Below are 13088 nucleotides of genomic sequence, written 5' to 3' on the forward strand. Positions count from 1 at the left end.
CTCACACATCCCCCGCGATCGTGTTGCGCTCGCTCGGCTGGACGTACACCAGGCCGTCCCCCTCGAACCGGATCTGGAAGGCCTCGCCGCCGCCCTCGCCCATGAACGTGCGGAAGGTCACACCGGACTGGAAGGTCTGCCGGACGTTGCCCTGGTGCGCGACATAGGCGCCGGGATCGACGGTCAGCGGGTACTGCGGACTGACGCGCAGCACCACGGCCGGTCCGTCCGAGGTGATGGCCGCCTGGCCGGTGCCCTCGACGGTCGTCGTGAACAGTCCGTTGCCCTGGGTCGCGCCGCGCAGTCCGGTGAAACTCGTCCCGGTCCTGAGCCCGGCGTCGGTCGCGAGCAGATTGCTCGACTCGACGTACAGCTTGTCCCCTTGGAGCTGGACGAGATTGATCTCGGAGGCGCGATCGGCCAGCCAGCACGTGCCCTGCCCCCTCACCTCCATCATGGTCATCTGCTCACCGGTGAGCCGCCGGGTGACCATCCCCCGGATGCCCTCGCCGCCGCCGCTGAGCTTCTTGAACGCCATCTGCCCGTCGTACGCGACCATCGAGCCGTTCTTCGCCTTCACGGCGTCCCCGGTCATGTCGACGGCGAGCACTTTGCTGCCTTGAAGTCGAAACATCGCCACGCTGCGAAAGGTATCGGCCGGACGGGTGCGTCGAACAGCACCCGGAGGTGGAGAACGACCCTGAACGCACCCTTAGGTGGACCGTTTGCCACAATGGGCGAACGCTTGTGCGTGCATTCACAAACCGACCTGTTCGTCGCCGTACCTCCCCCGAAGGTGACCCGTGGACCTGAAGACAGCCTCCGCCCTCCGCCGCCTGCGCCTGGTCTCCGCCCCCGAGGCCGTTTCCTTCCTTCTGCTGCTGGTCTGCTCGGTGCTGAAGCGGACCACGGACTTCAACGCGGTGCCCGTGATGGGCATGGTCCACGGCGTGCTGTTCGTCCTGTACGTGCTCTTCTGGGCCGACGCCTGGAACCGCACGAAGTGGTCCCTGAAGACCGCGGCCCTCTACTTCGTCCTGTCGGTCCTGCCGACCGGCGGCTTCTTCGCCGAGCGCAAGCTGCGCCGTGAGGCCGAGGACGCGGTCATCGCCTCCCGCGCCCGCCAGGAGACGGCGGCCAAGGCATGATCGTCGCGTTCTCGGTCACGCCGCTGGGTGTCGGCGAGGACGTCGGCGACTACGTGGCCGACGCCGTCCGGGTGGTCCGCGCGTCCGGCCTCCCGAACCGCACCGACGCCATGTTCACCTCCATCGAGGGCGAATGGGACGAGGTCATGGACGTCGTCAAGCGCGCCGTGGCCGCCGTCGAGGAACGGGCCCCCCGGGTCTCCCTGGTCCTGAAGGCGGACATCCGCCCCGGGGTGACGGACGGCCTGACCTCCAAGGTGGAGACGGTGGAACGGCATCTGGGGGAGCGCTCGGAGTAGCGGGAGGGATCGCGACGGAACACCCGTTCCAGTAGTCGCTCGAACGGGTTGTATCGGATGGGGTTTTCGGCCGGTGCCGCCTGGCTAATGTCTCCCGAGGCCGATCAGGTTCCGCGCGGTGGCGTGGCATTGAAGGGGAGTGTGCGGTGGCAGGGCGGCGCGGACCGGGACTGGTCGGCAGGGCGGTCACGGCGCTCCTGGTGGCGGCATCGCTGTCGGTGGTCTGCGTGGGGGAAGTGCCTCGGCCGCCCGCGTGCGCACTCGCCCGCGGCGAGCTGACCGTGGACGACCTGCCCGCCGGCTCGTCCGTGCTCGACTGCCTCGCCGTCGGCCGGGTGGTCACCCACGAGGGCGCCGGAGTGGCGGTGCCCGAACCCGGCACGACGGTCAGCGTCGAAGCGCTCACGGTGGACGGCTCGGCGCACGGATTCACCCTGACGGTCGCAGCCGACGGAGCGGTCTCCTACACCTACGAGGCGGCCCACGCGGAAGCCGTAGCCAGGGCCCGCACCGACGCCCCCGCCCCCTGCACCGACAGCGCCTACTCCACCGCGGGCCGCAAGGAGTACGACACGTACGAGTGGTTCATCGGTGACGGCCCCCTGCCGGGCCGGCTGTCCCTCGCCGAGGGCCGACGGGCCTTCGAGGACGCCATCGCCACCATCACCACCAGCCGTAACGACTGCGGCTACGACGACACGGTCACGGCGAAGGCCAGGTTCCTGTCGACCACCGGCAACGAGGCCGGCATCGACCGTGCGGCCCGCTGCACCCGCCGGGACGGTCTGAGCGTGTGGGACGCGGGGGACATCGGCGGCGAGGCCGTCGCGACGACCTGCTCCTGGAGCCGGCCGGTGCCCGACGGCCCCGAGGAACTGCTCGAGGCCGACGTCCGCTTCAACACCCATGACTTCCCGTTCACGAACCGCCCGTCCGGCGGCTGCACGCACGCGTACGACGTCCGCAGCGTGGCCACGCACGAGGCCGGGCACGTCTTCGGCCTCGGTCACTCCGGCGTCGGACACGAGAACCTCACCATGTACGCGAACTCCTTCGCCTGCTCCACGGACGCCCGCACGCTCGGCAAGGGCGACATCCTCGGCCTGCGCAGCCTCTACTGAGCGCCGCCCGACACCAGCGCCATCCCCAGCGGCGTCCGCTCGTACAGCACCTGGTGGCCGTAGCGCCGGGACACCAGCAGCCCGGCGTCGCGCAGCACCGTCAGGTGCGCGGAGACCGAGGACGGGGCGAGGCCGAGCCGGTGGGCGAGGGCGGAGGTGGTCGCCGGATCGTCGAGCGCGCCGAGCACGCGGGCCCGGCCCCGGCCCAGCAGCCGGACGAGCGCCTCGGGGGAGTGGGCGGTGGTGTCGGTCCACAGCCCGCCGATGCCCCGCGCCGGGTACACCAGCGTCGGCTGCCAGGGAGGGTCGAAGCCGCTCACGACGTCCGGCCACGAGAACACGCTCGGCATCAACACCAGCCCCGCCCCTCCCAGGTGCCGCTCGTGCTCACCGTTCGAGGCGACGGTCAGCGTCCCGGCCCGCCAGCCGCACCGTCGGTTGATCTCCGGCAGCAGCCCGCCCAGGCCCACTTCGGCCAGTCGTCGGGAGTGGAAGACGACATCAGCCTCCAGCAGGGCGCGCAGCCGGGGCCAGTCCGGTGCGAGCAGGGTGTGCCAGATCTCCTCCAGCACGCCGGACAGCTCCCGGATCATCCGCTCCGGATCCGCCAGCCAGGCCCGCCCCCGTGGCGAGTCCAGCGCGCCGGGGGTGTCCGCGAGTGAGCGGGCGGTGTCCGCGAGGGCGGCTTCCGGGTCGGCGGCCCGGACCGCGGCGAGCTCCTCCTCGAACCCTGCCGCGGGCCCGACCGGCGGCGGGCACAGCCAGTCGGGTGAGTGCCCCCGGCGCGGCATCAGCAACCACAGCCCGGTCAGGTCGAGCGCCTCGGCGACCGTACGGATCCGGCGCAGCCAGGGCGCGTGGTAGCCGTGCCGGTCGGGCCGCTTGAGGGTGCGCGCGACCTCCTGCGTCTCCCACAGCGGGGACACGGCGAAGCGGCAGCGCAGGAAGTCGTCCTCCCCGAAATGCAGGTATGACGGCACGACCTCACCTCTCGAACATTCGGCGGTGACCGAAACACTAGGGCCTGCGCACTCCTCCGAGCACGCTGCCGCCATGTCAGAAGTCACGACGCCCTCGACCCCCGCGACACCGGCGAACCAGGCGAACCCGGCGACCGGGACACCACCCGCCGGCTACCTCCGCGTCTTCGCCGTCCGTGAGTTCCGGGCCGTCTTCGCCGCCCACCTGCTGTCCATGCTCGGCGTGATCGTCGCCGAGGTCGCGCTGTCCGTCCTCGTCTACGACCTGACCGGCTCCCCGCTGATGAGCGCCCTGGCCTGGGCCCTCGGCTTCCTGCCCTACGTCGTCGGCGGCACCCTGCTCGCCGGGGTCGCCGACCGCTTCCCGGCCCGGCGCGTGCTCGTGGGCTGCGACCTGGTGTGCGCGGTGTGCGTGGTGCCGATGACGGCGCCGGGCGCGCCCCTCGCCGTGCTGCTCGCCCTGCGCTGCTGTCTCGCCGTCGTCTCGCCGATCTTCGCGGGCACCCGGATGGCCACCCTCGCGGACATCCTCGGCGACGGCGACCTGTTCGTCCTCGGCCGCTCCCTGCTGCGCATCACCGCGCAGAGCGCGCTGCTCGTCGGCTTCGGACTCGGCGGGCTGCTGCTCACCGTCACCTCCCCGCGCCAGGCCCTGCTCGTCACCGTCGGCACCTTCCTCGCCTCCGCCGCGCTGCTGCGGCTCGGCACCCGCCGCCGCCCCGCCCGGGCCAGGACCGGCGGCGCCCTGGTCACGGACTCCCTCAAGGGCGCCCGGCAGATCCTCGCCGACCGGCGGGTACGGGCGCTGCTGCTGCTCTTCTGGGTGCCGCCGACCTTCACGGTCGCCCCGGAGGCGCTGTCCGCGCCCTACGCCGACGGCCTCGGCGTCGGCCCCACCGGCCTGGGCCTGCTGATGTGCGCGCTGCCGGTCGGCGCGATCGCCGGCGAGCTGTACGCGGGCGCCCGGCTGCGCCCGGTCACCCGTGAGCGCGTCGCGCTGCCGCTCGTCTGTGTGACCCTGCTGCCCTACCTCGGCTACGCCCTCCACCCCGGACTCGCCGTCTCGCTGCTCCTGCTGGTGGTCTCGGGCGCGGGGTCGGCGTACACCCTCGGCCTCGACCAGTGGATCGTCCGGGACGTGCCCGAGGAACTGCGCGGACGGGCCATGACGCTGCTCACCGCCGGGCTCATGACGTTCCAGGGCGTCGGCATGGCCCTGGCGGGGGTGGCCGCGGAGCTGGTGGGGGTGGCGGCCGCGGTCGCGGGGGCCGGTGTGCTGGGGACGGTCTGCTGCGTACTGTCCGCCCTGGAGGTCCGGCGGACCGAAGGCCGAGACGGGGCTGACCACGATATGACCGGCCGGTAAGGTCTGGAGGCGTGCCGAAACCGCCCAGTCTCCCCTTCGATCCGATCGCCCGCGCCGACGAGCTCTGGAAGCAGCGCTGGGGGAACACGCCGTCCATGGCCGCGATCACCTCGATCATGCGCGCGCACCAGATCCTGCTCGCCGAGGTGGACGCCGTGGTCAAGCCGTACGGCCTGACGTTCGCACGCTTCGAGGCGCTGGTGCTGCTCACCTTCTCCAAGGAGGGCGAGCTGACCATGTCGAAGATCGGCGAGCGGCTCCAGGTGCACCCCACCTCGGTGACGAACACCGTCGACCGCCTGGTGAGGTCGGGTCTGGTCGCCCGGCGCCCCAACCCCAACGACGGCCGCGGCACCCTCGCCGTCATCACCGACAAGGGCCGGGAGGTCGTCGAGGAGGCCACCCGCGACCTGATGGCGATGGACTTCGGCCTCGGGGTGTACGACGCGGAGGAGTGCGGGGAGATCTTCGCGATGCTCAGGCCGCTGCGGGTCGCCGCGCAGGACTTCGACGAGGAGTGACCCGGATCCGGGAGGAGTGACCCGGGGCAAGATCTCCCGGAACGGGTCGTTACGCTCGTCGGCATGAAGAAGAGCGTGCTGACCCGCTACCGCGTCCTGGCCTATGTCACCGGTGTGCTGCTGGTCCTGCTGTGCCTGGGCATGATCGCCAAGTACGGCCTGGACGTCGACGGGGCCGCGGACTTCACCCGCGTCGTCGCCATCGCGCACGGCTGGCTCTACGTCCTCTACCTGGTCTTCGCCTTCGACCTGGGCTCCAAGGCGAAGTGGCCGGTGGGCAAGCAGCTGTGGGTGCTGCTCGCCGGGACCGTCCCGACGGCCGCCTTCTTCGTGGAGCGCAGGATCAGCCGCGAGCTGGAGGGCCGGATCGCCGACGAGGCTCCCGTGGCCGCCAAGGCCTAGATCCGGCGCCGATCCCACCGTCGTACCCATGCCCCCACACGCGTGCGTACGACGGTCGGACACGCACAGTTACTGGGATGTCCTGCCAGCAGCCATCGACATTTACTTGGACGTCCTAGTAAATTTGAGTCATGGACGCTGACGCCATCGAGGAGGGCCGCCGTCGCTGGCAGGCCCGGTACGACGCTTCGCGCAAGCGTGAGGCCGACTTCACCACGCTCTCCGGGGACCCCGTGGAGCCGGCGTACGGGCCCCGGCCCGGTGACACGTACGACGGCTTCGAGCGGATCGGCTGGCCCGGGGAGTACCCCTTCACGCGCGGCCTGTACCCGACCGGCTACCGGGGGCGCACGTGGACCATCCGGCAGTTCGCCGGGTTCGGCAATGCCGAGCAGACCAACGAGCGCTACAAGATGATCCTGGCCAACGGCGGCGGGGGTCTGTCCGTGGCGTTCGACATGCCCACGTTGATGGGGCGCGACTCCGACGACCGGCACTCGCTGGGCGAGGTCGGGCACTGCGGGGTCGCCATCGACTCGGCCGCCGACATGGAGGTCCTGTTCAAGGACATCCCGCTGGGTGATGTCACGACCTCCATGACGATCAGCGGGCCGGCCGTCCCCGTCTTCTGCATGTACCTCGTCGCCGCCGAACGGCAGGGCGTCGACCCCGGCGTCCTCAACGGCACGCTCCAGACGGACATCTTCAAGGAGTACATCGCCCAGAAGGAGTGGCTCTTCCAGCCCGAGCCGCATCTGCGTCTCATCGGCGACCTGATGGAGTACTGCGCGTCCGGCATCCCCGCCTACAAGCCGCTGTCCGTCTCCGGCTACCACATCCGCGAGGCCGGCGCGACGGCCGCGCAGGAGCTGGCCTACACGCTGGCGGACGGCTTCGGGTACGTGGAGCTGGGGCTCAGCCGCGGTCTCGACGTGGACGTGTTCGCACCCGGGCTGTCCTTCTTCTTCGACGCGCACGTCGACTTCTTCGAGGAGATCGCCAAGTTCCGCGCGGCGCGCAGGATCTGGGCGCGCTGGATGCGGGACGTCTACGGGGCGAAGTCCGAGAAGGCGCTGTGGCTGCGCTTCCACACCCAGACCGCCGGGGTCTCGCTGACCGCCCAGCAGCCGTACAACAACGTGGTGCGTACGGCGGTGGAGGCCCTCGCGGCGGTGCTCGGCGGGACCAACTCGCTGCACACGAACGCCCTGGACGAGACCCTCGCGCTGCCGAGCGAGCAGGCGGCGGAGATCGCGCTGCGCACCCAGCAGGTACTGATGGAGGAGACCGGCGTCGCCAACGTCGCCGATCCGCTGGGCGGTTCCTGGTACGTAGAGCAACTGACGGACCGGATCGAGGCCGACGCGGAGAAGATCTTCGAGCAGATCAGGGAGCGGGGGCTGCGGGCCCACCCCGACGGGCGGCACCCGATCGGGCCGATCACCTCCGGGATCCTGCGCGGGATCGAGGACGGCTGGTTCACCGGGGAGATCGCGGAGTCGGCGTTCCGGTACCAACAGTCCGTGGAGAAGGGCGAGAAGCGGGTCGTCGGCGTCAACGCGCACACCGGGTCGGTGACCGGGGACCTGGAGATCCTGCGGGTCAGCCACGAGGTGGAGCGGGAGCAGGTGCGGGCGTTGGGCGCACGCAAGGCCGCCCGGGACGAGACGGCGGTGCGGGGCGCGCTCGCCGCCATGCTGGGCGCCGCTCGTGACGGCTCCAACATGATCGGGCCGATGCTGGACGCCGTGCGGGCCGAGGCGACGCTGGGCGAGATCTGCGACGTACTGCGGGAGGAGTGGGGGGTGTACACCGAGCCCGCGGGGTTCTAGACGGCGCAGGCAGGGGCGTCGGCGGGGGCGGGGGCGAGCAGCGGCCCCCGCCCTCAGACGTGTTCGCCGGGGAGGTCTTCGAACGGGCCGGTCTCTTCGGACGGGCCGGTGGACGCGGTCAGGCCCAGGAGAAGCACCCGGGTGAAGCTGCGCACCCACTCCTCGTCCGCGGGTTCCGCGCTGACCAGGGTGCGGTGGACCACCGCACCCGCCACGACGTCGAAGATGAGGTCGACCGTGCGGGCGGCCTCGGCCGGGTCGGTCTGCGGCGGGAGTTCACCGCGCGCCTGGGCGCGGGCGCGGCCTTCCAGGACCAGGTCCTTCTGCGGGTCGACGATGGAGGCGCGGATGCGCTCGCGCAGGGCGTCGTCGCGGGTGGACTCGGCTACGGCCGCCATCAGGCCGCTCTTGGCCTCCGGCCGGGCCAGGATCGCCGCGAACTGAAGGACCACACCCTCGATGTCGGCGGCGAGGCTGCCCCGGTCGGGGAGTTCGAGTTCACCGAAGAGCTCCGCGACCGCGTCGACGACCAGTTCGTTCTTGCCGGCCCAGCGGCGGTAGAGAGTCGTCTTGGCGACCCCGGCGCGCGTCGCCACATCCCCCAGCGTCAGCTTGGACCAGCCCAGTTCGACCAGCGCCTCCCGGGTCGCGGCCAGGATCGCGGTGTCCGCCGCGGCGCTGCGCGGACGGCCCGTACGGCAGGCGGGGGTGCGGATCTGCATTCCCAGACCATAACCGGCGGTTTGTCATGGGCTTCCGTGAGGGAGATCACCGAGGGGTGGTGTTGCGTAGGCACTCGGTGCCATTACGCTACGACTCGTAGCGAAAGCTCGCGCGGGACGTGCGCGGGCCGCTCGGTCCGGCAGGGTGCGGGGTGGGGACCCCGGCGCTCATGTTCGGGATGTTCGGGACGTATTCGGAACGCTTTTCACGCAGGCGCGCGGACGGGGGAGGATAGACGCATGCAGCCACGGAACATGTCCATGAGCGGAGTCGTCGACCTCGCCGCGGTGAAGGCGGCCCAGGAGGCCAAGGCGAAGGCGGAGCAGACGCGCGCCGAAACGGCACGGCAGGGCGGCGCGGGGGCCGTCTCCCCGGCCGATCTCGTCATCGACGTCGATGAGGCGGGCTTCGAGCAGGAGGTCCTCCAGCGGTCCGCCGAGGTGCCGGTCGTCATCGACTTCTGGGCCGAGTGGTGCCAGCCCTGCAAGCAGCTGAGCCCCGTCCTCGAGCGGCTCGCCGTCGAGTACAACGGCCGCTTCCTGCTCGCCAAGGTCGACGTCGACGCCAATCAGATGTTGATGCAGCAGTTCGGGGTGCAGGGCATCCCGGCCGTCTTCGCGGTCGTCGCCGGTCAGGCGCTGCCGCTCTTCCAGGGGGCCGCCGGCGAAGCGCAGATCCGGCAGACCCTCGACCAGTTGGTGCAGGTCGCCGAGCAGCGGTTCGGGCTCACCGGCCTGACCGTCGACGCCGACGCCGAGCCGGGCGCCGTGGAGGCGGCCGAGGCCGAGCCCGTCGGGCCGTACGACGCGCTGCTGGAAGCCGCCGTACAGGCGCTGGACGCCGGGGACTTCGGCGGCGCCGTGCAGGCGTACCGCAACGTCCTCGCCGACGACCCGGGCAACAGCGAGGCCAAGCTCGGGCTCGCGCAGGCCGAGTTGCTCCAGCGGGTGGGCGGTATGGACCCGCAGCAGGTGCGCAAGGACGCCGCCGACAAGCCCGAGAACGCGCAGGCGCAGATCGCCGCGGCCGACCTGGATCTGGTGGGCGGTCATGTCGAGGACGCGTTCGGACGGCTCATCGACACCGTGCGGCGCACGGCCGGTGACGACCGGGACGCCGTACGGCTGCGACTGCTCGAACTGTTCGAGGTGGTAGGGCCGGACGACCCCCGGGTCGCGGCGGCCCGGCGGGCGCTGGCGCGCGCCCTGTTCTGATCCGGCGGGAGCCGGGTTCTGACCAGTCACTAAACGTCAGAGCCCGTGGTGCCGGAGTGAAAGTTCTGCCGATGTGGTTCCCCTGCGGCCGCGCTTTACCAAATCTTGGTAATCGCGGCCGCTGTTACTTCCAGTAAGACTTGGGCGTTGTTCTGTCGGATTCTGTCCAGCGATCAACAGCTTTGTCCGGGGCGTCGATGACACCCTGTGTTGCCGGTCGAGACCTATGGGTCGTTGTTCGGTTATCCGGCCGTTACTAGCGAGTAACGAACCCCCTTGTGCGGGCGGCGAGAATGCACCACGATCGGCCACGCTCGGTCCAATCCCGTACCCCGACAGCCGGTTGGGTCAACGGGTTTTCCTGGGTCCCCACCGAGCAGAGCCGACGGCAGTGGAGTCGGCTCTCGGACAGGGGGGTCTTCGCTGCGGTGAAGCCTGTCCAGCAAGGTTGTGCGTGATGCGTGTCAGGCGCGACCAGTGGTTGTCGCTCGGGGGTGATCGCCGGTGATCGGTGCGCGGTTCGCGCCTCCGAGACAGGCGCTCCCCTTCCCGAGGACGTAGCACTTCTCCCATCCCTGCCCGGCTGAGCCGCCGTCCGAGGGGGCTCACGGGATCAGGAGATGTACGTCCGAGAAGGAGGAAATATGGAGTCCCAGGTGCGTGGCGGGACCAGATGGAAGCGCTTCGCTGTGGTCATGGTGCCCAGCGTCGCCGCTACGGCATGTATAGGTGTCGCCCTCGCGCAGGGTGCACTGGCCGCGTCGTTCAGCGTGTCCGGTCAGTCGTTCAAGGTGACGGCCGACAAGCTTGAAGGCACGGGCTTCTCGCAGTACGGCGCGATCGACTCGGGTTACACCCTCGACGGCAAGAAGACGGCTCACGCCGTTGCCGTCTCGGCGTTCAAGAGCGCCTCGATCACGAACATGTGCCAGTCCGTGGTCACCCCGAACATCCCGCTGCTCGGTTCCGTCAGCCTCACGCTGAAGGCGGGCGGCGGCGGTAAGCCGGTCGAGGCAGAGAACCTGTACATCGACGTCGAGGACCTTCAGGCGGATGCCGTCTTCAGGGGCATCGACATCGGTGTGGCCGCGAAGGACGCCAACAAGGGTCCGGGCCTCAAGAGCGGTGACACGGCGAACCCGTACGGGTTCGCCCAGCAGGCGGACTCCGCCACGCTGACCGACGTGAAGCAGACGGCGTGGGCCACCACCGCCGGAACCTTCAAGCTCAGCGGCCTGAAGATGTCGCTGTCGACGGGTGTCAAGGAGTGCTACTAAGCACTCTCTGACGGGCGGGGGGGCCGGTGGCGCCCCCGCCCGTCCAGTCTGAAGCCCGGGGCTTCACCAGCACTTCGACCCACCACCACAGAAACGCCGCACCAGGGAGCTGTTTTCCATGAGCGCCGAGACCCCTGTCGCCCCCGGCCAGTTCACCCGCCGGAGGCAGCAGTTCCGCGCCTGGCGGGGCACCAGGCCGTTCTGGGCGGGCTTGTTCGTCCTCCTCGCCGGCTTCCCCATCGCCTACTTCCCTTACGCGCACCTCCAGGTGGGCCACCTGACGCTGGCGATGGCCACCACCGCGGGCGCGGGGTCGCTGATCATCGGCGTGCTGCTGGGCGTTCTGGGCATCAGTCTGTGGTTCCAGAAGCACGTACAGGTCTTCGCGGGAGTCGCGGCGATCCTGCTCGGTCTGGTCTCCATCCCGGTGTCGAACCTGGGCGGCTTCCTCATCGGCTTCCTGTTCGCGCTGATCGGCGGGGCGATGGCCGTGTCCTGGGTGCCGGGCACACCGCCCGCCCAGGCTCCGGGGCCCGAAGCCGGCGCGACCGCCGGAGGCGCCCCCGAGGGCGCGTTCCCCGCACCTCCCGCCGACGCGGGCGACCTCACCGAGAACCCGTACAGCACGGGCCCGGCCCCCATCGAGAAGCCGTCCTTCACGAAGGACGACGACGGGGCGGGCGAGCCGCACGATCTGCACGATCTGTCAGGAACGAGCCCGGCCAACGGGGCGAACGGGAGGCACAGTGCCGGCTGACGAGGTTTCCACCGGGAGCGATGTGGACGCTGCCCGCGTGAGAACCACCGGGCCGCGGCACGCGGCACCCAAGAAGCCGATCTTCACCAGGTTCCACATGCCGGCCGGCAAGGCGATAGCCCTGGCGGCCATGCCGACGGCGGTCCTGATGGGCATGGGGTTCACGCCGACCCTCGCCAACGCCGAGGACCAGCCGGCGTCCAAGAGCCTCACGATCGACGAGTACAAGGACTGTGTGGCGGCCCTGGAGGGCGCGGACGCCTCCGCGTCGGCCTCCCCGTCGCCGTCCGCCTCGGCGAGCGCGAGCGAATCGGCCGACGACTCCAAGGACGACTCCAAGGACGACTCCAAGGACGGCTCCAAGGACGACTCGAAGGACACGTCGAGCGGCTCGGGCGACACGGGTGACTCCGGTTCGTCGGATTCAGGTTCCGACGACACGGCCGAGCCCGCTCCCGCCGCGTCCTCGGCGGCCGCCGCGCCCGACAAGTCGTCGACGTCCGGTGACACCGCGACGGCGAGCCCCTCGGCCTCCGCGACGGACAAGAACGTCCTGGAGACCATCGGCGACGCGATCACGGACCTCTTCGACGGCAACGGCTCCGACGCGGAGGCCGGTTCGAGCCCGTCCCCGTCGGCCTCGGCCTCGGAGTCGGCGTCGGCCGGTGACTCGTCGTCGACCGGTGACTCGTCGTCGGACTCCGGCTCGGGCTCCTCGGACAGCTCAGGCTCCTCCGACTCCGGCTCCTCCGGCAAGGACTCCTCCGGTACCTCCAAGGACACCACCGACACCGTCACCGACACGGTGAAGGACGCCGCCGACGAGGCCGAGGAGACGGCGAAGGACACCGAGGAGGCCGCCGACGACGCCACGGCCTCGCCGAGCCCCTCGGAGAGCGCCACCACGGACGCCGACGACTGCCCCGCCGCCACGGACGACGAGGGCGGCATCGACAACAAGATCAGGCTGCCCGACGACCCCTGGTACCTGAACGCCAGTTCGCTGCTCCTCAAGGGCGCCGACTACCAGGGCATCGTCAAGGTGAAGACCGCCAACGGCACGGTCAAGGAGGTGCTGAAGTACGTCATCTCCGACGGCACCGACATCGGCGACCTGCACCAGACGGTGGACGACAAGCAGTCCGGCAAGACGTACCACGTGCAGGCGGGCAAGGGCACCACGTCCACCATCCGTGACGGCGACACGATCATGTACACGGAGAGCATCTCCGGCAACCTGTTCGGCCTGATACCCATCACGTTCAGCCCGAAGAGCCCGCCGCCGTTGAACATCCCGCTGATCTACTTCACCGACGTGAAGGTCCAGCAGGCGGGCCAGCTCGGCGGCACGCTGACCGTCCCCGGCCTGCACCAGTACACGACCGGCTGAGCAGTACCGGCCGATCGTCCCCAAGCCCGTCCGGGAGCCGCAACAAACGCTGAGGGCG

General features: G+C 70.5%; 14 protein-coding genes. 11 read left to right on the plus strand and 3 right to left on the minus strand.

All coding sequences use genetic code 11. The features are described from left to right. Position 1: 1 nt before the first annotated feature. On the minus strand, positions 2-634 hold the full coding sequence (locus tag G9272_RS30660) for an AIM24 family protein (RefSeq protein ID WP_171402247.1): 633 nt from the start codon (positions 632-634) through the stop codon (positions 2-4). 169 nt (positions 635-803) lie between these two features. Between G9272_RS30660 and G9272_RS30665 the strand changes: the two genes are divergently transcribed. The 3 genes from G9272_RS30665 to G9272_RS30675 all read left to right on the plus strand — a co-directional run bounded on the left by G9272_RS30665 (position 804) and on the right by G9272_RS30675 (position 2568). Further along, the gene (locus G9272_RS30665) at positions 804-1148 is read left to right on the plus strand and encodes a DUF3817 domain-containing protein (protein WP_171399505.1); all 345 of its coding nucleotides are present in this window, start codon (positions 804-806) and stop codon (positions 1146-1148) included. After that, positions 1145-1447: an MTH1187 family thiamine-binding protein gene (locus G9272_RS30670; protein ID WP_171399506.1), complete on the plus strand. Its 303-nt coding sequence runs from the start codon at positions 1145-1147 to the stop codon at positions 1445-1447. The genes G9272_RS30665 and G9272_RS30670 overlap by 4 nt, the downstream gene beginning before the upstream one ends. A gap of 146 nt (positions 1448-1593) precedes the next feature. Next, positions 1594-2568 (plus strand): matrixin family metalloprotease, encoded by a 975-nt coding sequence (locus G9272_RS30675; RefSeq protein WP_171399507.1) that lies wholly within the window; start codon positions 1594-1596, stop codon positions 2566-2568. Here G9272_RS30675 and G9272_RS30680 read toward each other — a convergent pair. Next, positions 2562-3548: an ArsR/SmtB family transcription factor gene (locus G9272_RS30680; protein WP_171399508.1), complete on the minus strand. Its 987-nt coding sequence runs from the start codon at positions 3546-3548 to the stop codon at positions 2562-2564. The genes G9272_RS30675 and G9272_RS30680 overlap by 7 nt on opposite strands. Positions 3549-3621: 73 nt before the next feature. Between G9272_RS30680 and G9272_RS30685 the strand changes: the two genes are divergently transcribed. From G9272_RS30685 to G9272_RS30700, 4 genes are all read left to right on the plus strand, one after another. Beyond that, entirely contained in the window at positions 3622-4914 is a 1293-nt protein-coding gene (locus G9272_RS30685) for an MFS transporter (RefSeq protein ID WP_171399509.1), read from the plus strand. Between the two features lie 11 nt (positions 4915-4925). Continuing rightward, a complete protein-coding gene (locus tag G9272_RS30690) occupies positions 4926-5435 on the plus strand; it encodes a MarR family winged helix-turn-helix transcriptional regulator (protein ID WP_062641981.1) in 510 nt (169 codons plus the stop codon). Between the two features lie 63 nt (positions 5436-5498). Next, on the plus strand, positions 5499-5837 hold the full coding sequence (locus G9272_RS30695; protein WP_057603486.1) for a DUF3817 domain-containing protein: 339 nt from the start codon (positions 5499-5501) through the stop codon (positions 5835-5837). A 131-nt stretch (positions 5838-5968) separates the two neighbouring features. After that, the gene (locus tag G9272_RS30700; RefSeq protein ID WP_171399510.1) at positions 5969-7669 is read left to right on the plus strand and encodes an acyl-CoA mutase large subunit family protein; all 1701 of its coding nucleotides are present in this window, start codon (positions 5969-5971) and stop codon (positions 7667-7669) included. Between the two features lie 53 nt (positions 7670-7722). Here G9272_RS30700 and G9272_RS30705 read toward each other — a convergent pair whose 3' ends face one another. After that, positions 7723-8391, minus strand: coding sequence for a TetR/AcrR family transcriptional regulator (locus G9272_RS30705; protein WP_171399511.1), 669 nt, complete (start codon positions 8389-8391; stop codon positions 7723-7725). Positions 8392-8631: 240 nt separating this feature from the next. Here G9272_RS30705 and G9272_RS30710 point away from each other — a divergent pair, with 240 nt between their 5' ends. From G9272_RS30710 to G9272_RS30725, 4 genes are all read left to right on the plus strand, one after another. Further along, entirely contained in the window at positions 8632-9606 is a 975-nt protein-coding gene (locus G9272_RS30710) for a tetratricopeptide repeat protein (protein ID WP_171399512.1), read from the plus strand. A 644-nt stretch (positions 9607-10250) separates the two neighbouring features. Further along, positions 10251-10883: a DUF6230 family protein gene (locus G9272_RS30715; protein WP_171399513.1), complete on the plus strand. Its 633-nt coding sequence runs from the start codon at positions 10251-10253 to the stop codon at positions 10881-10883. Positions 10884-11001: 118 nt separating this feature from the next. Further along, on the plus strand, positions 11002-11640 hold the full coding sequence (locus tag G9272_RS30720; RefSeq protein ID WP_171399514.1) for a DUF6114 domain-containing protein: 639 nt from the start codon (positions 11002-11004) through the stop codon (positions 11638-11640). Continuing rightward, on the plus strand, positions 11630-13030 hold the full coding sequence (locus G9272_RS30725; RefSeq protein WP_171399515.1) for a hypothetical protein: 1401 nt from the start codon (positions 11630-11632) through the stop codon (positions 13028-13030). The genes G9272_RS30720 and G9272_RS30725 overlap by 11 nt, the downstream gene beginning before the upstream one ends. Positions 13031-13088: the final 58 nt, after the last annotated feature.

This window comes from Streptomyces asoensis (assembly GCF_013085465.1).
In the GTDB taxonomy this organism is placed as follows: Bacteria; Actinomycetota; Actinomycetes; order Streptomycetales; family Streptomycetaceae; genus Streptomyces; species Streptomyces cacaoi_A.